Genomic DNA, 15,460 nt, shown 5'->3' with positions numbered 1-15,460 from the left:
TCACCTCAACCCAAGAAGAATCCAATCACAGTCTAATGTAAACACTGCCCCGCAAGGGGGAGGGGGCGCAGGTGGCGGCCTCACCGCTTGATCTCCCATCTGGTGACGCGCTCTCCGGCGTCGTTTTTGGAATCCATGAGCTGGACGCCCTCGGCGGCGAGGGCGGCGCGGATTTCGTCGGCTTTGGCAAAGTCGCGGGCGTTGAGCGCGGCGAGGCGGGCGGCCACGGCGTCGTCGATGCGCGAGGTGTCGAACACCGCGGCGCTCTTCAGGAGGGCATCGGTGCTGAAGCCGAAAAAGCGCAGCGTCGCAGCGAGGCCGGCGGCGGCAGCGGCGTCACCGCGATTGGCGGCGCGGGCGAGGCCGTCCATCGCCACCGAGGCGCGGTGGAAGCCGAGATCGTCGCCCAGCGCCTCCAGCACCGCGGCGTCGACCGAGCCGGCGCTGCCGGCGGTGGCGGCGACGCGCTGCCAGCCGCGCAGCTTGTCCTCGGCCTCCTCGAGCCGCTTGACGGTGAAGTCGATGGGCTCGCGGTAGTGGGTCATCAGCATGGCGAGGCGCAGCACTTCGCCGGGCCAGGCGCGGCCGCCGAATTTGTCGGTCGCCAGCAGCTCGTGGATGGTGACGAAATTGCCCAGGCTCTTGCTCATCTTCTGGCCCTCGACCTGGAGGAAGCCATTGTGCAGCCAGAGGCGGGCCATGAGCGGGGTGCCGTGGGCGCAGCGCGACTGGGCGATCTCGTTCTCGTGGTGCGGGAAGATCAGATCGAGGCCGCCGGCGTGGATGTCGAACACCTCGCCGAGATAGCGCTCGGACATGGCCGAGCATTCGAGATGCCAGCCGGGGCGGCCGCGGCCCCAGGGCGAGTCCCAGCCGGGCTCGCTGGCGGACGAACGCTTCCACAGCACGAAATCGGCGGGATTGCGCTTGTGCGCATCGACCTCGACGCGGGCGCCGGCGAGGTTGTGCTCGAGGTCGCGGCCGCTGAGCGCGCCGTAGTCGGGCATCGAGCGGACGTCGAACAGCACTTCGCCCACCGCCGCCGCCTCGTAGGCGTGGCCGTTGGCGAGCAGCTTGCCGACGAGCGCCTGCATTTCGGCGATGTTCTCGGTGGCGCGCGGCTGCACATTGGGCGGCAGGCAGCCGAGGGCCGCCACGTCCTGCTGGTACTGCGCGGCGGTGGTCTCGGTGACGCGGCGGATCGCCTCGTTCAGCGGCAGGTCGGGGAAATCGCGGGCGGCGCGGGCGTTGATCTTGTCGTCGACGTCGGTGATGTTGCGGACGTAGGTGACGTGGCTTTCGCCATAGACGTGGCGCAGCAGCCGGAACAGCACGTCGAAGACGATCGCCGGGCGGGCGTTGCCGATGTGGGCGAAGTCATAGACCGTGGGGCCGCACACATACATGCGCACATTGTCCGCATCGAGGGGGACGAACTCCTCCTTGCTGCGGGTCAGCGTGTTGTAGAGCCTGAGTGTCAGGTCCGAAGCCATGAACGAGCCGATGCCTCAACGTGGTGACGCGCTGGCAGCGGGCTCTTTCCGACTTGCGATAGGACAAATGAAGGAAACCGCGCCGCCAACAGGTGTTAGCAGCAAATAATCGAGCCGATAATCGAGATCGCCGAAGCGGTTTTCATGGCGCGCAATCTACGATGAACGCGGACGAAAGCAAGAGGCCGCGTCCAACAGCATGAATGCCCCGGAAACCAGGGCTTGCCGTCGCGCGGAAGCGATCGTGCCAGGGATGCGGCCCCCACCCCCGTCCCCTCCCCGCAAGGGGGAGGGGGGCGATGGAGCCGCAGGGACTGGTGGTGCAGTGGAGCAAGCCCACAGCCAACGCGGTTCCAGCGTGAGAAGCTTCAGTTCCGCGCCGCCGGGACGGCCAGCGCCGCGAGCGCGAGGGCGGCGAGCGGGATCAGTCGATACGGTAGGTCTGGTGGCATTCGAAGCATTTCTGGCTGAGCGATTTATAGGCGGCGGCATAGGCGGCCTGGTCGCCGGCCTTGGCGGCGGCGAGCATGTTGCCGGCGTCGACCTGGCCCTGTCTGAAGATATCGGCGAATTTGTCGAAATCGTCCCAGATGTGGGAATCCGCCTCGGAGATGGTGTTGTTGGCGCCGTCGGCGAACAGGGCGGGGAAATTGACGAAGTTCTGCAGCACCGTGGTGGCGGCCTGCACCGCGGCGTCGCCGGTGGCGGACCTGGCCTGGCGCAGCAGCAGGCCGTCCTCCTTCATCAGCTTCTGGCGCATCTCGACCTTCTGGTCGACGCTCATCGTGGCGATGGCGGGGTCGACCGGCGGCAGGGTCTGCTGCGCGGCGGCCGAACCGGCCAGCAAAGCGAGGACGGCGATGGACAGGATGGCGGGCCTGGATAGGGGCATCGGGGGGAGTTCTCCGGTGTCGTTGGCGGGCGGACGCTTGCAGGATCGCTAACGCCTTGCAAGATCACATATTCCAGGAACCGTGTTCACAATCTTCACGTTGCGGTGACGGTCGCTGCCGCTACAGTGGTGGCATCGCAATAGGTCCGATTTTGGGCTAATTGCTGCGCTAGGTCGGTTGCGGGATCGGGCTCGTCGTTTGGACTTCATGGCTGTTGCAAAGACATTGCTGCTGCGCCTGGCGCTGCTGATCGTGGCCCTGACCATGTTCGGGCTCGACGCCAACGCCGCGTTCGCGCAGTCGCGCAACTGCCAGGCGCTGGCCAATACCCTGCAGCAGATCGAGCGCAATGGCGGCTTCTCCGGCCTGGGCGACATCAACGACCGGGTGCGCGCGGCGCAGGACGCGGTGACGGCGACGGAAAGCCGCTATGTGCGCGACGGCTGCAACGCCGCCGCCAAGGCCGGCCAGCAGCTCAACGCGCAGTGCCGGGCCGAGGCGCGAGCGGTGCTGTCGGCGCGCGCCGACCTCAAGAAGATCTCGAGCCAGGCCGATACCGGCAACGCCGTGTCGCAGCAGCGCGAGGCGATCCTGCAGGAGATGGCGCGCTTCAACTGCAACAGCCGCACCGCCAGCGCGCCGCAGCAGCGCGGCAGCCTGTTCGACCAGCTGTTCGGCGCCTTCGAGGACAATTTCGGCGACGGCGTGGCGACGCGCGGCGACGAATTCTCGGGCCAGCAAGGCTATGAGACGATCCGCACGGTGTGCGTGCGCAAGGTCGACGGCTATTACTGGCCGATCAGCTATTCGACGCTGATCGACTATGCGCAGAACGATCTGCTCGAATGCCAGGCGCAGTGCCCGGGCATGGATGTCGATCTTTACTACTACGACAATCCCGGCCAGGAGCCCGACCAGATGATCAACCTGCAGGGGGTGCCGTACAAATCGCTGCCGACGGCCTTCGCCTACCGCACCAGCTACGATCCCAACAACACCTGCAAGCCCAAGGTCGACTACGGCTCGATCAACCTCGCGGCGCTGCCCGACGGGAGCAGCCGCGCCATGATCAGCTTCGACGGGCAGATCTTTCCGCTGCCGATCCGCGATCCGCGGCGGCCGACCGACGCCACGGTGGTCGACGTGGCCCGCGCCGACTATGTCGACATTCCGCTGCCGCGGCCGCGTCCTGCCGCGCCGGGCGAGGCGCCCAAGCCGGTGGTGGTCAAGCAGGCGAGCAACGATCCCGAACGCATCGTGATGTTCGGCGACAAGCGCGTCAGGATAGTCGGTCCCGACACGCCCTACGCCCCAACAGCGGCAGCAGGGACTTGAGCTCGGGCCCATCCTCGCGGCCGGTGAGCGCCAGCCGCAGCGGATGGAACAGCGCCCTGCCCTTGCGGCCGGATTTTTCCTTGAGCGCGGCAGTCCATTTGGCCCAGGTGGTTTCGTCCCACGGCTCGGGCGGCAGCAGCTCGCTGGCTTCGGCGAGGAACGCCCGGTCGTCCGGGGCGGCGGGGTGCCGCAGATCGCCCTCGATGACGGCCGCCCACAGCTCGATGTCGGAGAATTTCTGCAGATTGGCGCGCAGGATGTCCCAGGCGGCGGCGCCGATGGCGCGCGGCAGGCGTGGCCGCGCCGTCTCGTACGGCATGGCGTGCAGGATGCGGGCGTTGAGGCTGTCGAGCTCGGCCGGATCGAAACGGGCGGAGCCGTGCGAGATCATCGTGAGGTCGAGCCTCGCCGCCAGCGCGGCGAGGTCGGGATAGGGCTCGACCGGCAGGCTGCTGCCGGTGAGCGTCGCGACCAGCGCCACCGCCATCGCCTCGTAGCCGGCCTCGCGCAGCTCGCCCAGCGACAGCGAGCCCAGGCGCTTGCTGAGCCCCTCGCCTTCGGCGCCGGTCAGCAGATTGTGGTGCGCGAATTCCGGCACGCGGCCGCCCAGCGCCTCGAAGATCTCGATCTGCGTGCCGGTGTTGCTGACGTGGTCCTCGCCGCGGATCACCTGGGTGACGCCGAGATCGATGTCGTCGACCACCGAGCACAGCGTATAGAGATAGGAGCCGTCGGCGCGGATCAGCACCGGGTCGGACATCGAGGCGGTGTTGACGGTCTGCGGCCCCTTGATCAGGTCGTTGAACTCGACCGGCCGGCCGTCGAGCTTGAAGCGCCAGTGCGGCTGGCGGCCCTCGGCCTCGTAGCGGCGTTTCTGCTCGTCGGTCAGCGCCAGCGCAGCGCGATCGTAGATCGGCGGCTTGCCGAGGAGGCGGGCGCGGCCGCGCTTGATCTCGAGCTCGTCCTCGGTCTCGTAGGCCGGATAGAGGCGGCCGGCGGCGATCAGCCGGTCGCGCGCCGCATCGTAAAGCGCCATTCTATCGGACTGCCGGACCTCGAGGTCGGGGCGGACGCCGAGCCAGTCGAGGTCCGCCTCGATGGCGCGGGCGAATTGGTCGGTCGAGCGGGCGGTGTCGGTGTCGTCGAGGCGCAGGATGTAGGTGCCGCCGGTACGGATGGCGTAGAGCCAGTTGAGCAGCGCCGGCCGGGCATTGCCCAGATGCAGGCGGCCGGTGGGCGACGGAGCGTAGCGGACGATGGTGCTCACTGCACGCCCTGCCGCGCCGGGGCGGGCTCGCGCAGCACCATCTCGCTGTCGTCGCGATAGCCGTTGGTGATGGGGTATTTGCGGCCGATGCCGAAGGCTTTTTTGGTCAGCTTGACGCCGGGGGCGGCCTGCCGGCGCTTGTATTCGGCGAGCAGCACCAGGCGTTCGACGCGCTTGACCAAAGCGCGGTCGAAGCGGCCCTGCCCTTTCTCGACGATCTCGGCCACCGACAGCTCGTCCTCGATCAGACCGGTCAGCACCTCGTCGAGGATCGGATAGGGCGGCAGCGAATCCTGGTCCTTCTGGTCGGGCCGGAGCTCGGCCGAGGGCGCCTTGTCGATGATCGATTGCGGGATGACGTCGCCATGCGGGCAGAGGCTGCCGTCGGGGACGTGGGCGTTGCGCCAGGCGGCGAGCCGATAGACCTCCATCTTGAACAGGTCCTTGATCGGGTTGAAGCCGCCATTCATGTCGCCGTAGATGGTGGCGTAGCCCACCGCCATCTCCGACTTGTTGCCGGTGGTGAGCAGCATGGCGCCGGTCTTGTTGGAGACGGCCATCAGCACGAGGCCGCGCATGCGCGACTGGATGTTCTCCTCGGTCAGGTCGACGGGCCTGTCGCCGAACACCGGCTGCAATTCGGCCAGCGCCGCGTCGACCGGCTTGCCGATGGGCACGATGTCGTAGCGGACGCCGAGGCGCGTGGCGCAATCCTTCGCATCCTTGAGGCTGTCCTCGGAGGTGTAGCGATAGGGCAGCATGATGGTGTGGACGTTGTCGGGCCCCAGCGCGTCGGCGGCGATGGCGGCGACGATGGCGCTGTCGATGCCGCCCGACAGGCCGAGCACCACCTGGCTGAAGCCGTTCTTGCGCACATAGTCGCGCAGGCCGCGCAGCATGGCCTGCCAGGGGGCCTCGTCGGTGGAGGCGAGTTCGACGATGTCGCCCTTGGCGCAGCGCCAGCCGGCCTTGCCGCGCTCCCAGTCGGAAACGATGAAGTCGGCCTCGAAGCTCCGGCCCTGGAACACCAGTCTATTTCCAGGCTCCATGGCGAAGGAGGCGCCGTCGAACACCAGCTCGTCCTGGCCGCCGACCTGGTTGAGGTAGAGCACCGGCAGGCCGGTTTCGTGCGTGCGAGCGCGGATCAGGTCCTTGCGGATGTGCTGCTTGTCGGCCCAGTAGGGCGAGCCGTTGGGGCAGAGCAGCAATTGCGCGCCCTGCGCCATCAGATAGTCGCTGACCGGCTGGTGCCAGATGTCCTCGCAGATCGGCACGCCGATGGTGACGCCCTTGATCTGCATCGGCTCGGGCAGCGGGCCGGCGGCGAAGTAGCGCTTTTCGTAGAACACGTCGTCGTTGGGCAGCTCGCGCTTGTAGCGGCGGGCGACGACCTTGCCGTCCTCGGCATGCAGCACGGCGTTGTAGAGCTTGTGGCCCTCGCGCCAGACGGTGGGCAGCAGCAGGGCGACGCCGGTGCCTTTGGTGGCGCGTACCAGCTCGCCGGCGGTCGCCAGCGCGTCGTCGATGAAGCGCGGCTTGAAGAACAGATCCTCGGGGAAATAGCCGGTGAGGAACAGCTCCGACAGCATCAGGATGTCGGCCTTTTCGGCCACCGCGCGGGCCAGCGCGTCGCGGCCGAGGGCAAGGTTGCCCTTGAGGTCGCCCACCTTGGGGTTGAGCTGGGCGAGTGCGATGCGCAGACGATCGACCACTGGGCAGGTTCCGGTTGGGTGCGCGCGAACGATTAGCCGCTCACCCCGGACAGGGCAAGCGGCTCAAGGTTCGGCGCAAGCGGCCGTTCAGCGGCGGGCGGCCGACAGGGCCGGCGAACCGGGCGCAGGATGGGCCGCCATGCTCCGCTCGGTCAGCCAGCCGAAGCTCAGGCCGAGGCTGGTCCACAGCACCAGTTGCAGGGCGAAGGCCACGGTGCGGAACTGCCAGAGCAGCGTCGCGGGGAAGCCGTCGGGCACCTCGTTGATCGTCGGCATCAGATAGCAGGCGATGGCGACCAGGACGAGGAAGGCGGCGCCGCCGGCGATGGCGGCGTTCCAGGCGCCCCAGCGCCGGAGCAGCGCCCGGCTGAGATTGACCGCAGCAACCATCGCCACGATGGAGATGACGATCATGCCGAAATAGAGCGCGGTGCGGAAGCCGATGGTGTCGGGGTTGCCGACGGAGGGCGGGTTCGCCGGGTATTTGGCGAACGGCACCACGTACACCGCGACGAAGGCGGCGGCGGCGAGCAGCGCGGCGCTCATGCGGGCGCCGAGACGGCCCATGCGCCCCCAGGCATAGGCGTAGAGCAGCGAGAACAGCCCGCCGAGCGCCGTGGCGTAGACCATGACGCCGACGAACAGGCCCCAGCTCGCCTGCACGTCGCGGGAAACGATCTCCTCCTCGTGCTCATGCGCTCCGGAGGCGAGATGGGCGAGCTGCTCCTCGAAGCCGATGGCGCCGTCGACATTGGGCTCGCCATAGATCCGAGCCACGAGAAAAACCAGAATACCGGCGATCAGGCCGCAGACCAGGCCGCGGACCAGGAACGTTCGAGCCATGCACGTTCTCCCCTAATGGCAGGGAAAGCCGAGCATATGCCGGCCGTCATGCACAAACTCATGCACCCAAGTCCCCGAAATGAGCGAGGTGGCCCCCTGCTCCGCGCCGACGAAATAGATGGCGATCAGCGCCAGCAGCGTGGCCAGGAGCAGCCAGGGCAGCAGCTCGCGGAGCGGGATGGGTTGCGGCAGCGCCTCTGGCGCCATTGCGATATCGGACATCATGTCTCCTTGGGATTTCGCGTCCCGTTGAAGTTTCGCGATGCCGTGGCCGGGTCTGACTTCCAATACGCCGGTGGGCGTTCATCGGTTACAGTGGCGCGACCGCGCGGGAGTTCCACCCGCTTCCAAGCCCACGACGTGCACGTGTTGAGTATGCGCCCCAGGACCGGGGCGTCAAGCTTTAGTCTTCCTGCTCTGTCCGACCGAGCCCGAGGGGGCTCGTTCGGACAACCGCGTAAAGCTCAGATCGCGTTGACGGCCACCTGGCGGGCGGGACGCTGGACGCGGATCTCCTCGGCGACGAGGAAAGCGAGCTCGAGCGATTGGCTGGCGTTGAGGCGCGGGTCGCAATAGGTGTGGTAGCGGTCCTTGAGGCTGGCCTCGGTCACCGCGCCGACGCTGCCGCCGGTGCATTCGGTGACGTCGTCGCCGGTCATCTCGATGTGGATACCGCCGGCATAGGTGCCCATCTGGCGGTGGATCTGGAAGAAGGAGTGGACCTCGCTCAGCACCCGGTCGAAGGGCCGGGTCTTGTAGCCGTTGGCGGCCTTGACGGTGTTGCCGTGCATCGGGTCGGAGCACCACACCACGGTGCGGCCGGCGCGGCGCACGGTCTCGATGATGCGCGGCAGATGCTCCTTCACCTTGTCGGAGCCGAAGCGGCAGATGAGCGTGACGCGTCCGGCCTCGTCGTTGGGATTGAGCTGGTCGAGCAGACGCAGCAGATCGTCGCCCGACAGCGACGGCCCGCATTTGATGCCGACGGGGTTCTTGATGCCGGAGAAATATTCGGCATGGGCGCCGTCGGGCTGGCGGGTGCGGTCGCCGATCCACAGCATGTGGCCGGAGGTGGCGTACCAGTCGTTGGTGATCGAGTCGCGGCGGGTGAGCGCCTGCTCGTAGCCGAGCAGCAGCGCCTCGTGGCTGGTGTAGAACTTGGTTTCGCGCAGCGCCGGGGTGTTGTCGGGGGTGAGGCCCAGGGCACGCATGAAGTCGATGGCGTCGTCGATCTTGCGGGCCACCTCGTCGAAGCGGCCCGAGGCCGTCGAATCCTTCATGAACCCCATGGTCCATTCGTGCACGCGGGCGAGATTGGCATAGCCGCCGGTGGCGAAGGCGCGCAGCAGGTTGAGCGTCGCCGCCGACTGGCGGTAGGCGAGCAGCAGGCGCTCCGGATCGGGCACGCGGGCGCCCTCGCTGAAGCCGATGTCGTTGATGATGTCGCCGCGATAGGAGGGCAGCGTCACCCCGTCGATGGTCTCGGTGTCGGCGGAGCGCGGCTTGGCGAACTGGCCGGCGATGCGGCCGACCTTCACCACCGGCTTGCCGGCGCCGTGGGTGAGGACGATCGCCATCTGCAGGAAGACGCGGAAGAAATCGCGGATGTGGTCGGCACCGTGCTCGGCGAAGCTTTCGGCGCAATCGCCACCCTGCAGCAGGAAGGCGCGGCCATGCGCGACCTCGGCCAGCTGCGCCTTGAGCTCGCGCGCCTCGCCGGCGAACACCAGCGGCGGAAAGCTCGCGAGCTGCTTTTCGGCGGCCGCCAGCCGCGTCGCATCGGGATAGGCCGGCACCTGCGAGATCGGCTTCTGCCGCCAGCTATCGGGGGTCCAGGTGCTCATGGTGATACTCGCGATGGATTGCCGGCGCGTCGTAACGCCTCCGCCGTTTGGGGTCAAACCTTCACGCCGCCGCGGTAGCGGGTGGTGGGAGCCTTGAAGGTGACGAGCTCTTCGGCGGCGGTGGGGTGCATGGCCATGGCGCGGTCGAAATCGGCTTTGGTGGCGCCCATGCCGAGGGGGATGGCGGCCATCTGGACGAGCTCGGCGGCGCCCGGGCCGAGGACGTGGACGCCGAGGACCTTGCCGCCATCGGCCTCGGTGACGAGCTTGAGCAGCATGCGCTGCAGGCTGTCCGACAGCGTGTTGAGCATCGGACGGAAGCGGGTGACGTAGACGTCGATGTCGCCATGCGTGGCGGCTTCGGCCTCGGTGAGGCCGATGGTGGCGGCCTCGGGCTCGGCAAAGATCGCGGTGCCGATGAGCGAATGGTCGACGGCCATCGGGTTGTCGTTGAACACGGTCTCGGCGAAGTACCAGCCCTCGCGGATGGCGACGGGGGTGAGCTCGACGCGGCCGGTGACGTCGCCGACGGCGTAGATCGAGGGCACCGAGGTACGCGAATATTTGTCGACCTGGACGGCGCCCTTCTCGGTGAGGGTGACGCCGGCCTGCTCAAGGCCGAGCCCGGCGGTATTGGCGCGGCGGCCGGTGGCAAACATGACGCCGCCGAAGGGGGCGGCGACGCCGTCGGAAAACTGGACTGATATTTCGTCGCCCAATTTCTCCAGAGCGCGGATGGTGGTTTCGTAGATGAACTTGACGCCGCGCTCCTGCATGCCGGCTTCGAGGCCGGTGCGCAGATCGTCGTCGAAGCCGCGCAGGATCTGGCGGCCGCGGTAGATCACGGTGGTGTCGACGCCCAGCCCGGCGAAGATGGTGGCAAATTCGAGCGCGACATAGCCGCCGCCCTCGATCAGCACGGAATGCGGCAGGCGCTCGAGGTGGAAGGCTTCGTTGGAGGTGAAGCCGAGCTCGCGGCCGGGGATGTCGGGGATGTGCGGGTGGCCGCCGGTGGCGACGAGGAGGTAGCGGGCGCTGAGCACGCGGCCGTCGCGGGCGAGCCGCACGCTGTTGGGGCCGGTGACAATGGCGCGGTCGCGGATGATCTCCACCCTGGCGCTTTCGAGCCCCGAGACATAGGCCTTTTCGAGCCGGGCGATCTCCCTGTCCTTGTTGCGGACCAGGGTCGGCCAGTCGAATTCGGCGGTCGTGGTCCAGCCGAAGGAGCCGGCGACCTCGAACAGATCGGCGAAGCGCGAGGCGTAGACGAAGAGCTTCTTGGGGACGCAGCCGCGGATGACGCAGGTGCCGCCGACGCGGTATTCCTCGATGATGGCGACGCGGGCGCCGAGATTGCCGGCGACACGGGCGGCGCGGACGCCCCCCGAGCCGGCGCCGATGACGATCAGATCGTAGTCGTGAGCCATGACACCCCTCGCCTACGCAAAAAAAGAACCCCGCACAAGGCGGGGTCCGGAATGCGGCGATCGGCGAGGGATCAGAACTTGTAGCCCTGGGCCTTGAGCTCGGCGCGCACCTTGGTGACGAACTCGGTGCCGAAATTGTAGGTGAAGACCTGCATCACCTGCTTGATGCCGTTGTTGATGTCGAGGGCGGAGCTGGCGAGCTTGACGCCGACCGGGCTCGAATAGAAGTCGTTCATCTGCTTGAGCTCGTCGGGGGTGAAGGTGGTGGCATAGACGCGGGCGAACTGGTCGTAGAGATCGCCGCTCTTGTCCTTGTACTGGTCAAGGATCTTGCCGATGGCGGCATCGATCTTGTCGCTGAGGTCGGGGTTCTGCTGGGTGAGCAATTTGCTCGTCTGGGCAGCGGTCTGGGCGAGAATGGCCTGATAAAGCTGCGCCTTGTTCGTGAGATCCACGTATTTGCGCGCCAATGCCAACGTTTCGGGCGCGATTTCCTGCGACAGCGCGGGCGCGGCGGCACCGCAGGCCAGGGCGACGGCCAGCACCGCCATGGCGGCCCATTTGGTCAGGCGCGACAGATACATAGTCATGGTCTCCAATAACCCCCGGTTGGTGACGTTGCGCGTCACGCGTCGATCGTTTCTACGCCATCCGCGGCGGCGACGTAGGCCCTTTGGCAAAGCTTGAGAAACAGCCCGTGCTCGACCACGCCCGGCACCTCGTGCAGGTCGGTCGAAAGCGCTTCTGGCGCGGAAATGCGGCCAAAAAAAGCATCCAGAATGAGGTGTCCGCCGTCGGTCACGAACGGCTCGCCGGTGGGGGCGAGGCGCAGCTCGACGGGGCCTTCGGCGCGGTGCCGGGCAGCGACGCGCTCGACGGCGATCTGCGTGGCGCGCAGGCCGAAGCGGTTGACTTCGATGGAGAGCGGGAAGCGGCCGAGCGCCGCGACGCGCTTGCCGGCGTCGGCGATGACCACCATGCGCCGGCTCGCGGCGGCGACGATCTTTTCGCGCAGCAGGGCGCCGCCGGCGCCCTTGATCAGGCTGAGGCCGGGGCCGATCTCGTCGGCGCCGTCGATGGTCAGGTCGAGCTCGGGGGTGTCCTCGAGGGTGGTCAGCGGAATGCCGAGGCCCCGCGCCTGGGCGGCCGTGGCCTCGGAGGTCGGCACGCAGAGCACGTCGAGCCCCTCGCGCACCCGGGCCCCCACCAGATCGACCAGATGCCGCGCCGTGGACCCGGTGCCGAGGCCGAGGCGCATGCCGGGCCGAATCTCGGCGAGCGCCGCGGCCGCCGCCATGCGTTTGAGATCGTCGCTCACCGGTGCCTCCCTCGCCCCGCGGCGGTGCTAGAAGGCGCAAATTGCCCTGTCAACCGCCGTTCTTCACGCGTTGGTGAAGCAGAATGTCGCTTTGCCGCAACACACGACGCATTTGCGCCGGTCGGGTTGCTCAAAACAAGATGAGCAAGACTTCCGGGAAAACTGCAATTTAGCTAAGCAAAATTCATACGATCCGCTGGGGGTTCGTGGCCCGGCATCGCTCAGAGGCAAAATATGAATCGACGTCACCTGCTGCTTACCGCGCTCGGCGCGGCTGCTTTCTCCGTTTCCGGTGCGGCTCCGGCGATGGCAAAGCTCTACTACAATCCCGACACCAACAGATGGGAAGAACGGACCGTCACCTCCAACGGGCGCGGCCGTTATACGCCGATCCCGCGCGAGACCGTCGACTATCCGACCAAGCTCAAGCCCGGCACGATCGTGGTCGAGACGGCGGAGCGCCGGCTGTATTTCGTGCTCGGCGACGGCGAGGCCCTGCGCTACGGCATCGGCGTCGGTCGCGACGGCTTCCGCTGGTCGGGGCAGCACAAGATCACGCGCAAGGCCGAGTGGCCGGGCTGGACGCCGCCCGCCGAGATGCGCAAGCGCGTGCCGGACCTGCCGGCCTACATGCCCGGCGGCCCGGACAACCCGCTGGGCGCGCGGGCGCTCTATATCGGCTCGACCCTGTACCGGCTGCACGGCACCTCGGAGCCGTGGACCATCGGCCAGGCGGTGTCGTCGGGCTGCATCCGGCTGACCAATGAGGACATCATCGACCTCTACGACCGGGTAAGGGTCGGCTCGCTGGTGGTCGTGCACCAGTAAAAGCGGTCAATTCACCGCGGCCGGTTCTTCGGGACCGGCCTTTTTGTTTGCCGCGGCGGCGGCTATCCTTGCGCCATGACCCTGCTCCTTGCGCAGCGCGACCTTGCGCCCACCGGCGCCGTGCGGCCGCTGATCGACCGCTTCGGCCGGCAGATCAGCTATCTGCGGATCAGCGTCACCGACCGCTGCGACTTCCGCTGCGTCTATTGCATGTCCGAGCACATGCAGTTCCTGCCCAAATCCGAGGTGCTGGGCTTCGAGGAGATCGTCGCCATCGCCTCGGCGTTCATCGCGCGCGGCACGCGCAAGATCCGGCTGACCGGCGGCGAGCCACTGGTCCGGCGCGACATCCTCGAGCTGGTGGAGCGGCTGGGCGGCTTTATCGGCCATGGCCTCGACGAGCTGACCCTCACCACCAATGGCAGCCAGTTGCGGCGCTATGCGACGCGGCTGGCCGGCGCCGGCGTGCGGCGCATCAACGTGTCGCTCGACACGCTGGACGAGGCGCGCTTCCGCGAGATCACGCGACGCGGGCGGATCGGCGACGTGCTCGACGGCATCGATGCGGCGGCGGAGGCCGGCCTCGCGATCAAGCTCAACATGGTGGCGATCCGGGGCGTCAACGACGACGAGATCGAGGCCATGCTGGCCTTCGCGCATGGGCGCGGCTTCGGCCTGACGCTGATCGAAGGCATGCCGCTGGGCGAGGTCGGGATCGACCGGGTCGAGTCGTACCTGCCGCTCAGGGAACTGCGCGAGCGGCTGGCGGCAAAGTACACGCTGGAGCCGACGGCGCACCGGACCGGGGGCCCTGCCCGCTACGACTGGGTGAAGGAAACCAATGGCTTGCTCGGGTTTATTACGCCGATGAGTCACAATTTCTGCGAGAGCTGCAACCGCGTGCGGCTGACGGCGACGGGGCAGCTCTATCTCTGCCTCGGGCAGGACGACATGGTGGATTTGCGGGCGGTGCTGCGTGGCGACGGGCCAGCAGGCCTCGACGCGGCGCTGGACCGCGCCATGCGGATCAAGCCCCAGGGCCACGACTTCGTGCTCGACCGCGACCACACCGGGCCGGCGCTGGCGCGGCATATGAATGTGACGGGGGGCTAAATGGTGAATGGTGAATGGTGAATGGTGAATGGTGAATGGTGAATGGTGAATGGTGAATGGTGAATGGTGAATGGTGAATGGTGAATGGTGAATGGTGAATGGTGAATGGTGAATGGGAAGGCGGTGGTCTGATGCCGTTCGCACAGCAAGGGCTATCGCCCCTTACCAATCACCATTCACTATTCACCACTCACCATTCACCTATTTGTCGTCGTCGGCGACCGAGACGAATTCCAGCGGCAGGGCGGTGGTGTATTTGATCTGGCCCATGGCGAAGGACGAACTGACGTCGGTGAGGTTTATCTTGCCGATGAGCTTTTTGTAGAAGGCGTCGTAGGCGGCGATGTCGGGGACGACGACGCGCAGCAGGTAATCGACCTCGCCGCTCATGCGGTAGAATTCGACCACCTCGGTGAAATCGTCGACGACGGACGAGAATTTCCGCATCCAGGCGTCGTTGTGCTCGTTGGTGCGGATCGACACGAAGACGGTGACGCCGGCGTTGATGCGGGCTGGATCGAGGATGGCGACGCGGCCCTTGATGACGCCGTCCTCCTCCATCTTCTGGATGCGGCGCCAGCATGGCGTGGTGCTGAGGCCGACCTTGCGACCGATCTCGGCGACGGGGGTGGTGGCATCCTTCTGCAACAGCGCCAATATCTTCCGGTCGATCTTGTCCAGAGCCATGGGTCCCTCGTCAATTTTGAAATTGCTTTGCGGAAAATGCCGCAAAGAGCCGCGGTTAGCGCAATAGCAAGCGCACATTCGGCCAGTCAACGAAAATTCGTTGCGCAAACGCGGGATGGAGTCAACCTACTGGAACCAGCTTCTCATCCACTCCCACGGGCCCGGCCGATCGGTGCCGTGGTCGCGCCGCCAGGTGGACGGGCGATCGAAGCTGCCCGACCAGATGCCGAGATCGCCGGCACGAGCGGCGTCGGCTTCGGCGGCGTAGCCGCCCTCGTCGATGGCCCAGCCGGCGGCGACGAGGGCAGCGCCGATGTCGTTGCCGTTGGCGCTGCACCTGGCGAGGGCGCGGCCGTAGACATCGCGGCCCTGGCGGGTGCACGCGACGTCGTGCCGTGCCAGCGCGGCGGCGAGGAATGCCTTGGCCTCGGTACCGCACGACCATTCGGCGCCGTCGGGGCGGGTGCAGGTCTGGTCGAGCTCGGGCGCGTCGAGGCCGACGAGCCGGATGCGCGCGGTGCCGAGGCGCAGGGTGTCGCCATCGATGGCGGTCGCCGGCCCGACGAGGGGCGTGGCGTCGGGCTGCCAGCGGGCCAAAGCGACGGCGCCGACCGCCAGCAGCGCAAGCACCGGCAGCACGCCGCGCGGCGGCCGGACCCTGCCGCGATTGCCCCAAACCGACTGCCGCATTTCACCGCCT

The 15,460-nt window shown here is 67.3% G+C and carries 15 protein-coding genes and 1 riboswitch; of the genes, 3 read left to right on the top strand and 12 right to left on the bottom strand.

Translation table 11 applies throughout. The annotated features are described in order from the left end of the window. Positions 1–80: 80 nt before the first annotated feature. Both cysS and BGO82_RS04880 read right to left on the bottom strand, forming a co-directional pair. Positions 81–1,493, bottom strand: coding sequence for a cysteine--tRNA ligase (gene cysS, locus BGO82_RS04885; protein WP_291304428.1), 1,413 nt, complete (start codon positions 1,491–1,493; stop codon positions 81–83). Positions 1,494–1,917: 424 nt separating this feature from the next. Next, a complete protein-coding gene (locus BGO82_RS04880; protein WP_291304427.1) occupies positions 1,918–2,385 on the bottom strand; it encodes a cytochrome c in 468 nt (155 codons plus the stop codon). A 208-nt stretch (positions 2,386–2,593) separates the two neighbouring features. Here BGO82_RS04880 and BGO82_RS04875 point away from each other — a divergent pair, with 208 nt between their 5' ends. Further along, positions 2,594–3,721: a DUF2865 domain-containing protein gene (locus BGO82_RS04875; protein WP_291304426.1), complete on the top strand. Its 1,128-nt coding sequence runs from the start codon at positions 2,594–2,596 to the stop codon at positions 3,719–3,721. On the opposite strand, the gene BGO82_RS04870 is transcribed toward BGO82_RS04875, so the two are convergent. From BGO82_RS04870 to rpiA, 8 genes are all read right to left on the bottom strand, one after another. Then, complete coding sequence (locus BGO82_RS04870) at positions 3,666–4,988, bottom strand: glutamate--tRNA ligase (protein ID WP_291304425.1); 1,323 nt, start codon at positions 4,986–4,988, stop codon at positions 3,666–3,668. The genes BGO82_RS04875 and BGO82_RS04870 overlap by 56 nt on opposite strands. Continuing rightward, positions 4,985–6,700: an NAD+ synthase gene (locus BGO82_RS04865; protein WP_291304424.1), complete on the bottom strand. Its 1,716-nt coding sequence runs from the start codon at positions 6,698–6,700 to the stop codon at positions 4,985–4,987. Before BGO82_RS04865 ends, BGO82_RS04870 begins: the two co-directional genes overlap by 4 nt. An 87-nt stretch (positions 6,701–6,787) precedes the next feature. Further along, positions 6,788–7,543, bottom strand: coding sequence for a CbtA family protein (locus tag BGO82_RS04860; RefSeq protein WP_291304423.1), 756 nt, complete (start codon positions 7,541–7,543; stop codon positions 6,788–6,790). A 12-nt stretch (positions 7,544–7,555) separates the two neighbouring features. Beyond that, entirely contained in the window at positions 7,556–7,765 is a 210-nt protein-coding gene (locus BGO82_RS04855; RefSeq protein ID WP_291304422.1) for a CbtB-domain containing protein, read from the bottom strand. 53 nt (positions 7,766–7,818) lie between these two features. Next, positions 7,819–7,892: riboswitch (cobalamin riboswitch) on the bottom strand. Positions 7,893–8,007: 115 nt separating this feature from the next. Continuing rightward, positions 8,008–9,387, bottom strand: coding sequence for a class II 3-deoxy-7-phosphoheptulonate synthase (locus tag BGO82_RS04850; protein WP_291304421.1), 1,380 nt, complete (start codon positions 9,385–9,387; stop codon positions 8,008–8,010). Between the two features lie 53 nt (positions 9,388–9,440). After that, complete coding sequence (gene gorA / locus BGO82_RS04845; protein ID WP_291304420.1) at positions 9,441–10,814, bottom strand: glutathione-disulfide reductase; 1,374 nt, start codon at positions 10,812–10,814, stop codon at positions 9,441–9,443. 71 nt (positions 10,815–10,885) lie between these two features. Further along, positions 10,886–11,404 (bottom strand): DUF2059 domain-containing protein, encoded by a 519-nt coding sequence (locus BGO82_RS04840; protein ID WP_291304419.1) that lies wholly within the window; start codon positions 11,402–11,404, stop codon positions 10,886–10,888. Between the two features lie 35 nt (positions 11,405–11,439). Continuing rightward, entirely contained in the window at positions 11,440–12,132 is a 693-nt protein-coding gene (gene rpiA / locus BGO82_RS04835) for a ribose-5-phosphate isomerase RpiA (RefSeq protein WP_291304418.1), read from the bottom strand. Positions 12,133–12,366: 234 nt separating this feature from the next. On the opposite strand from rpiA, the gene BGO82_RS04830 reads away from it, so the two are divergent. Beyond that, positions 12,367–12,960, top strand: coding sequence for a L,D-transpeptidase (locus BGO82_RS04830; RefSeq protein ID WP_291304417.1), 594 nt, complete (start codon positions 12,367–12,369; stop codon positions 12,958–12,960). Between the two features lie 75 nt (positions 12,961–13,035). Then, on the top strand, positions 13,036–14,073 hold the full coding sequence (moaA, locus tag BGO82_RS04825; RefSeq protein WP_291304416.1) for a GTP 3',8-cyclase MoaA: 1,038 nt from the start codon (positions 13,036–13,038) through the stop codon (positions 14,071–14,073). A 201-nt stretch (positions 14,074–14,274) separates the two neighbouring features. On the opposite strand, the gene BGO82_RS04820 is transcribed toward moaA, so the two are convergent. Next, positions 14,275–14,754, bottom strand: coding sequence for an Lrp/AsnC family transcriptional regulator (locus BGO82_RS04820; RefSeq protein WP_291304445.1), 480 nt, complete (start codon positions 14,752–14,754; stop codon positions 14,275–14,277). A gap of 132 nt (positions 14,755–14,886) precedes the next feature. Next, positions 14,887–15,450, bottom strand: coding sequence for a thermonuclease family protein (locus tag BGO82_RS04815; protein ID WP_291304415.1), 564 nt, complete (start codon positions 15,448–15,450; stop codon positions 14,887–14,889). Positions 15,451–15,460 lie beyond the last annotated feature (10 nt).

It is taken from the genome of Devosia sp. 67-54 (assembly GCF_001899075.1).
Taxonomy (GTDB): Bacteria; Pseudomonadota; Alphaproteobacteria; order Rhizobiales; family Devosiaceae; genus Devosia_A.
This window is presented reverse-complemented; position numbering and strand designations above follow the sequence as displayed.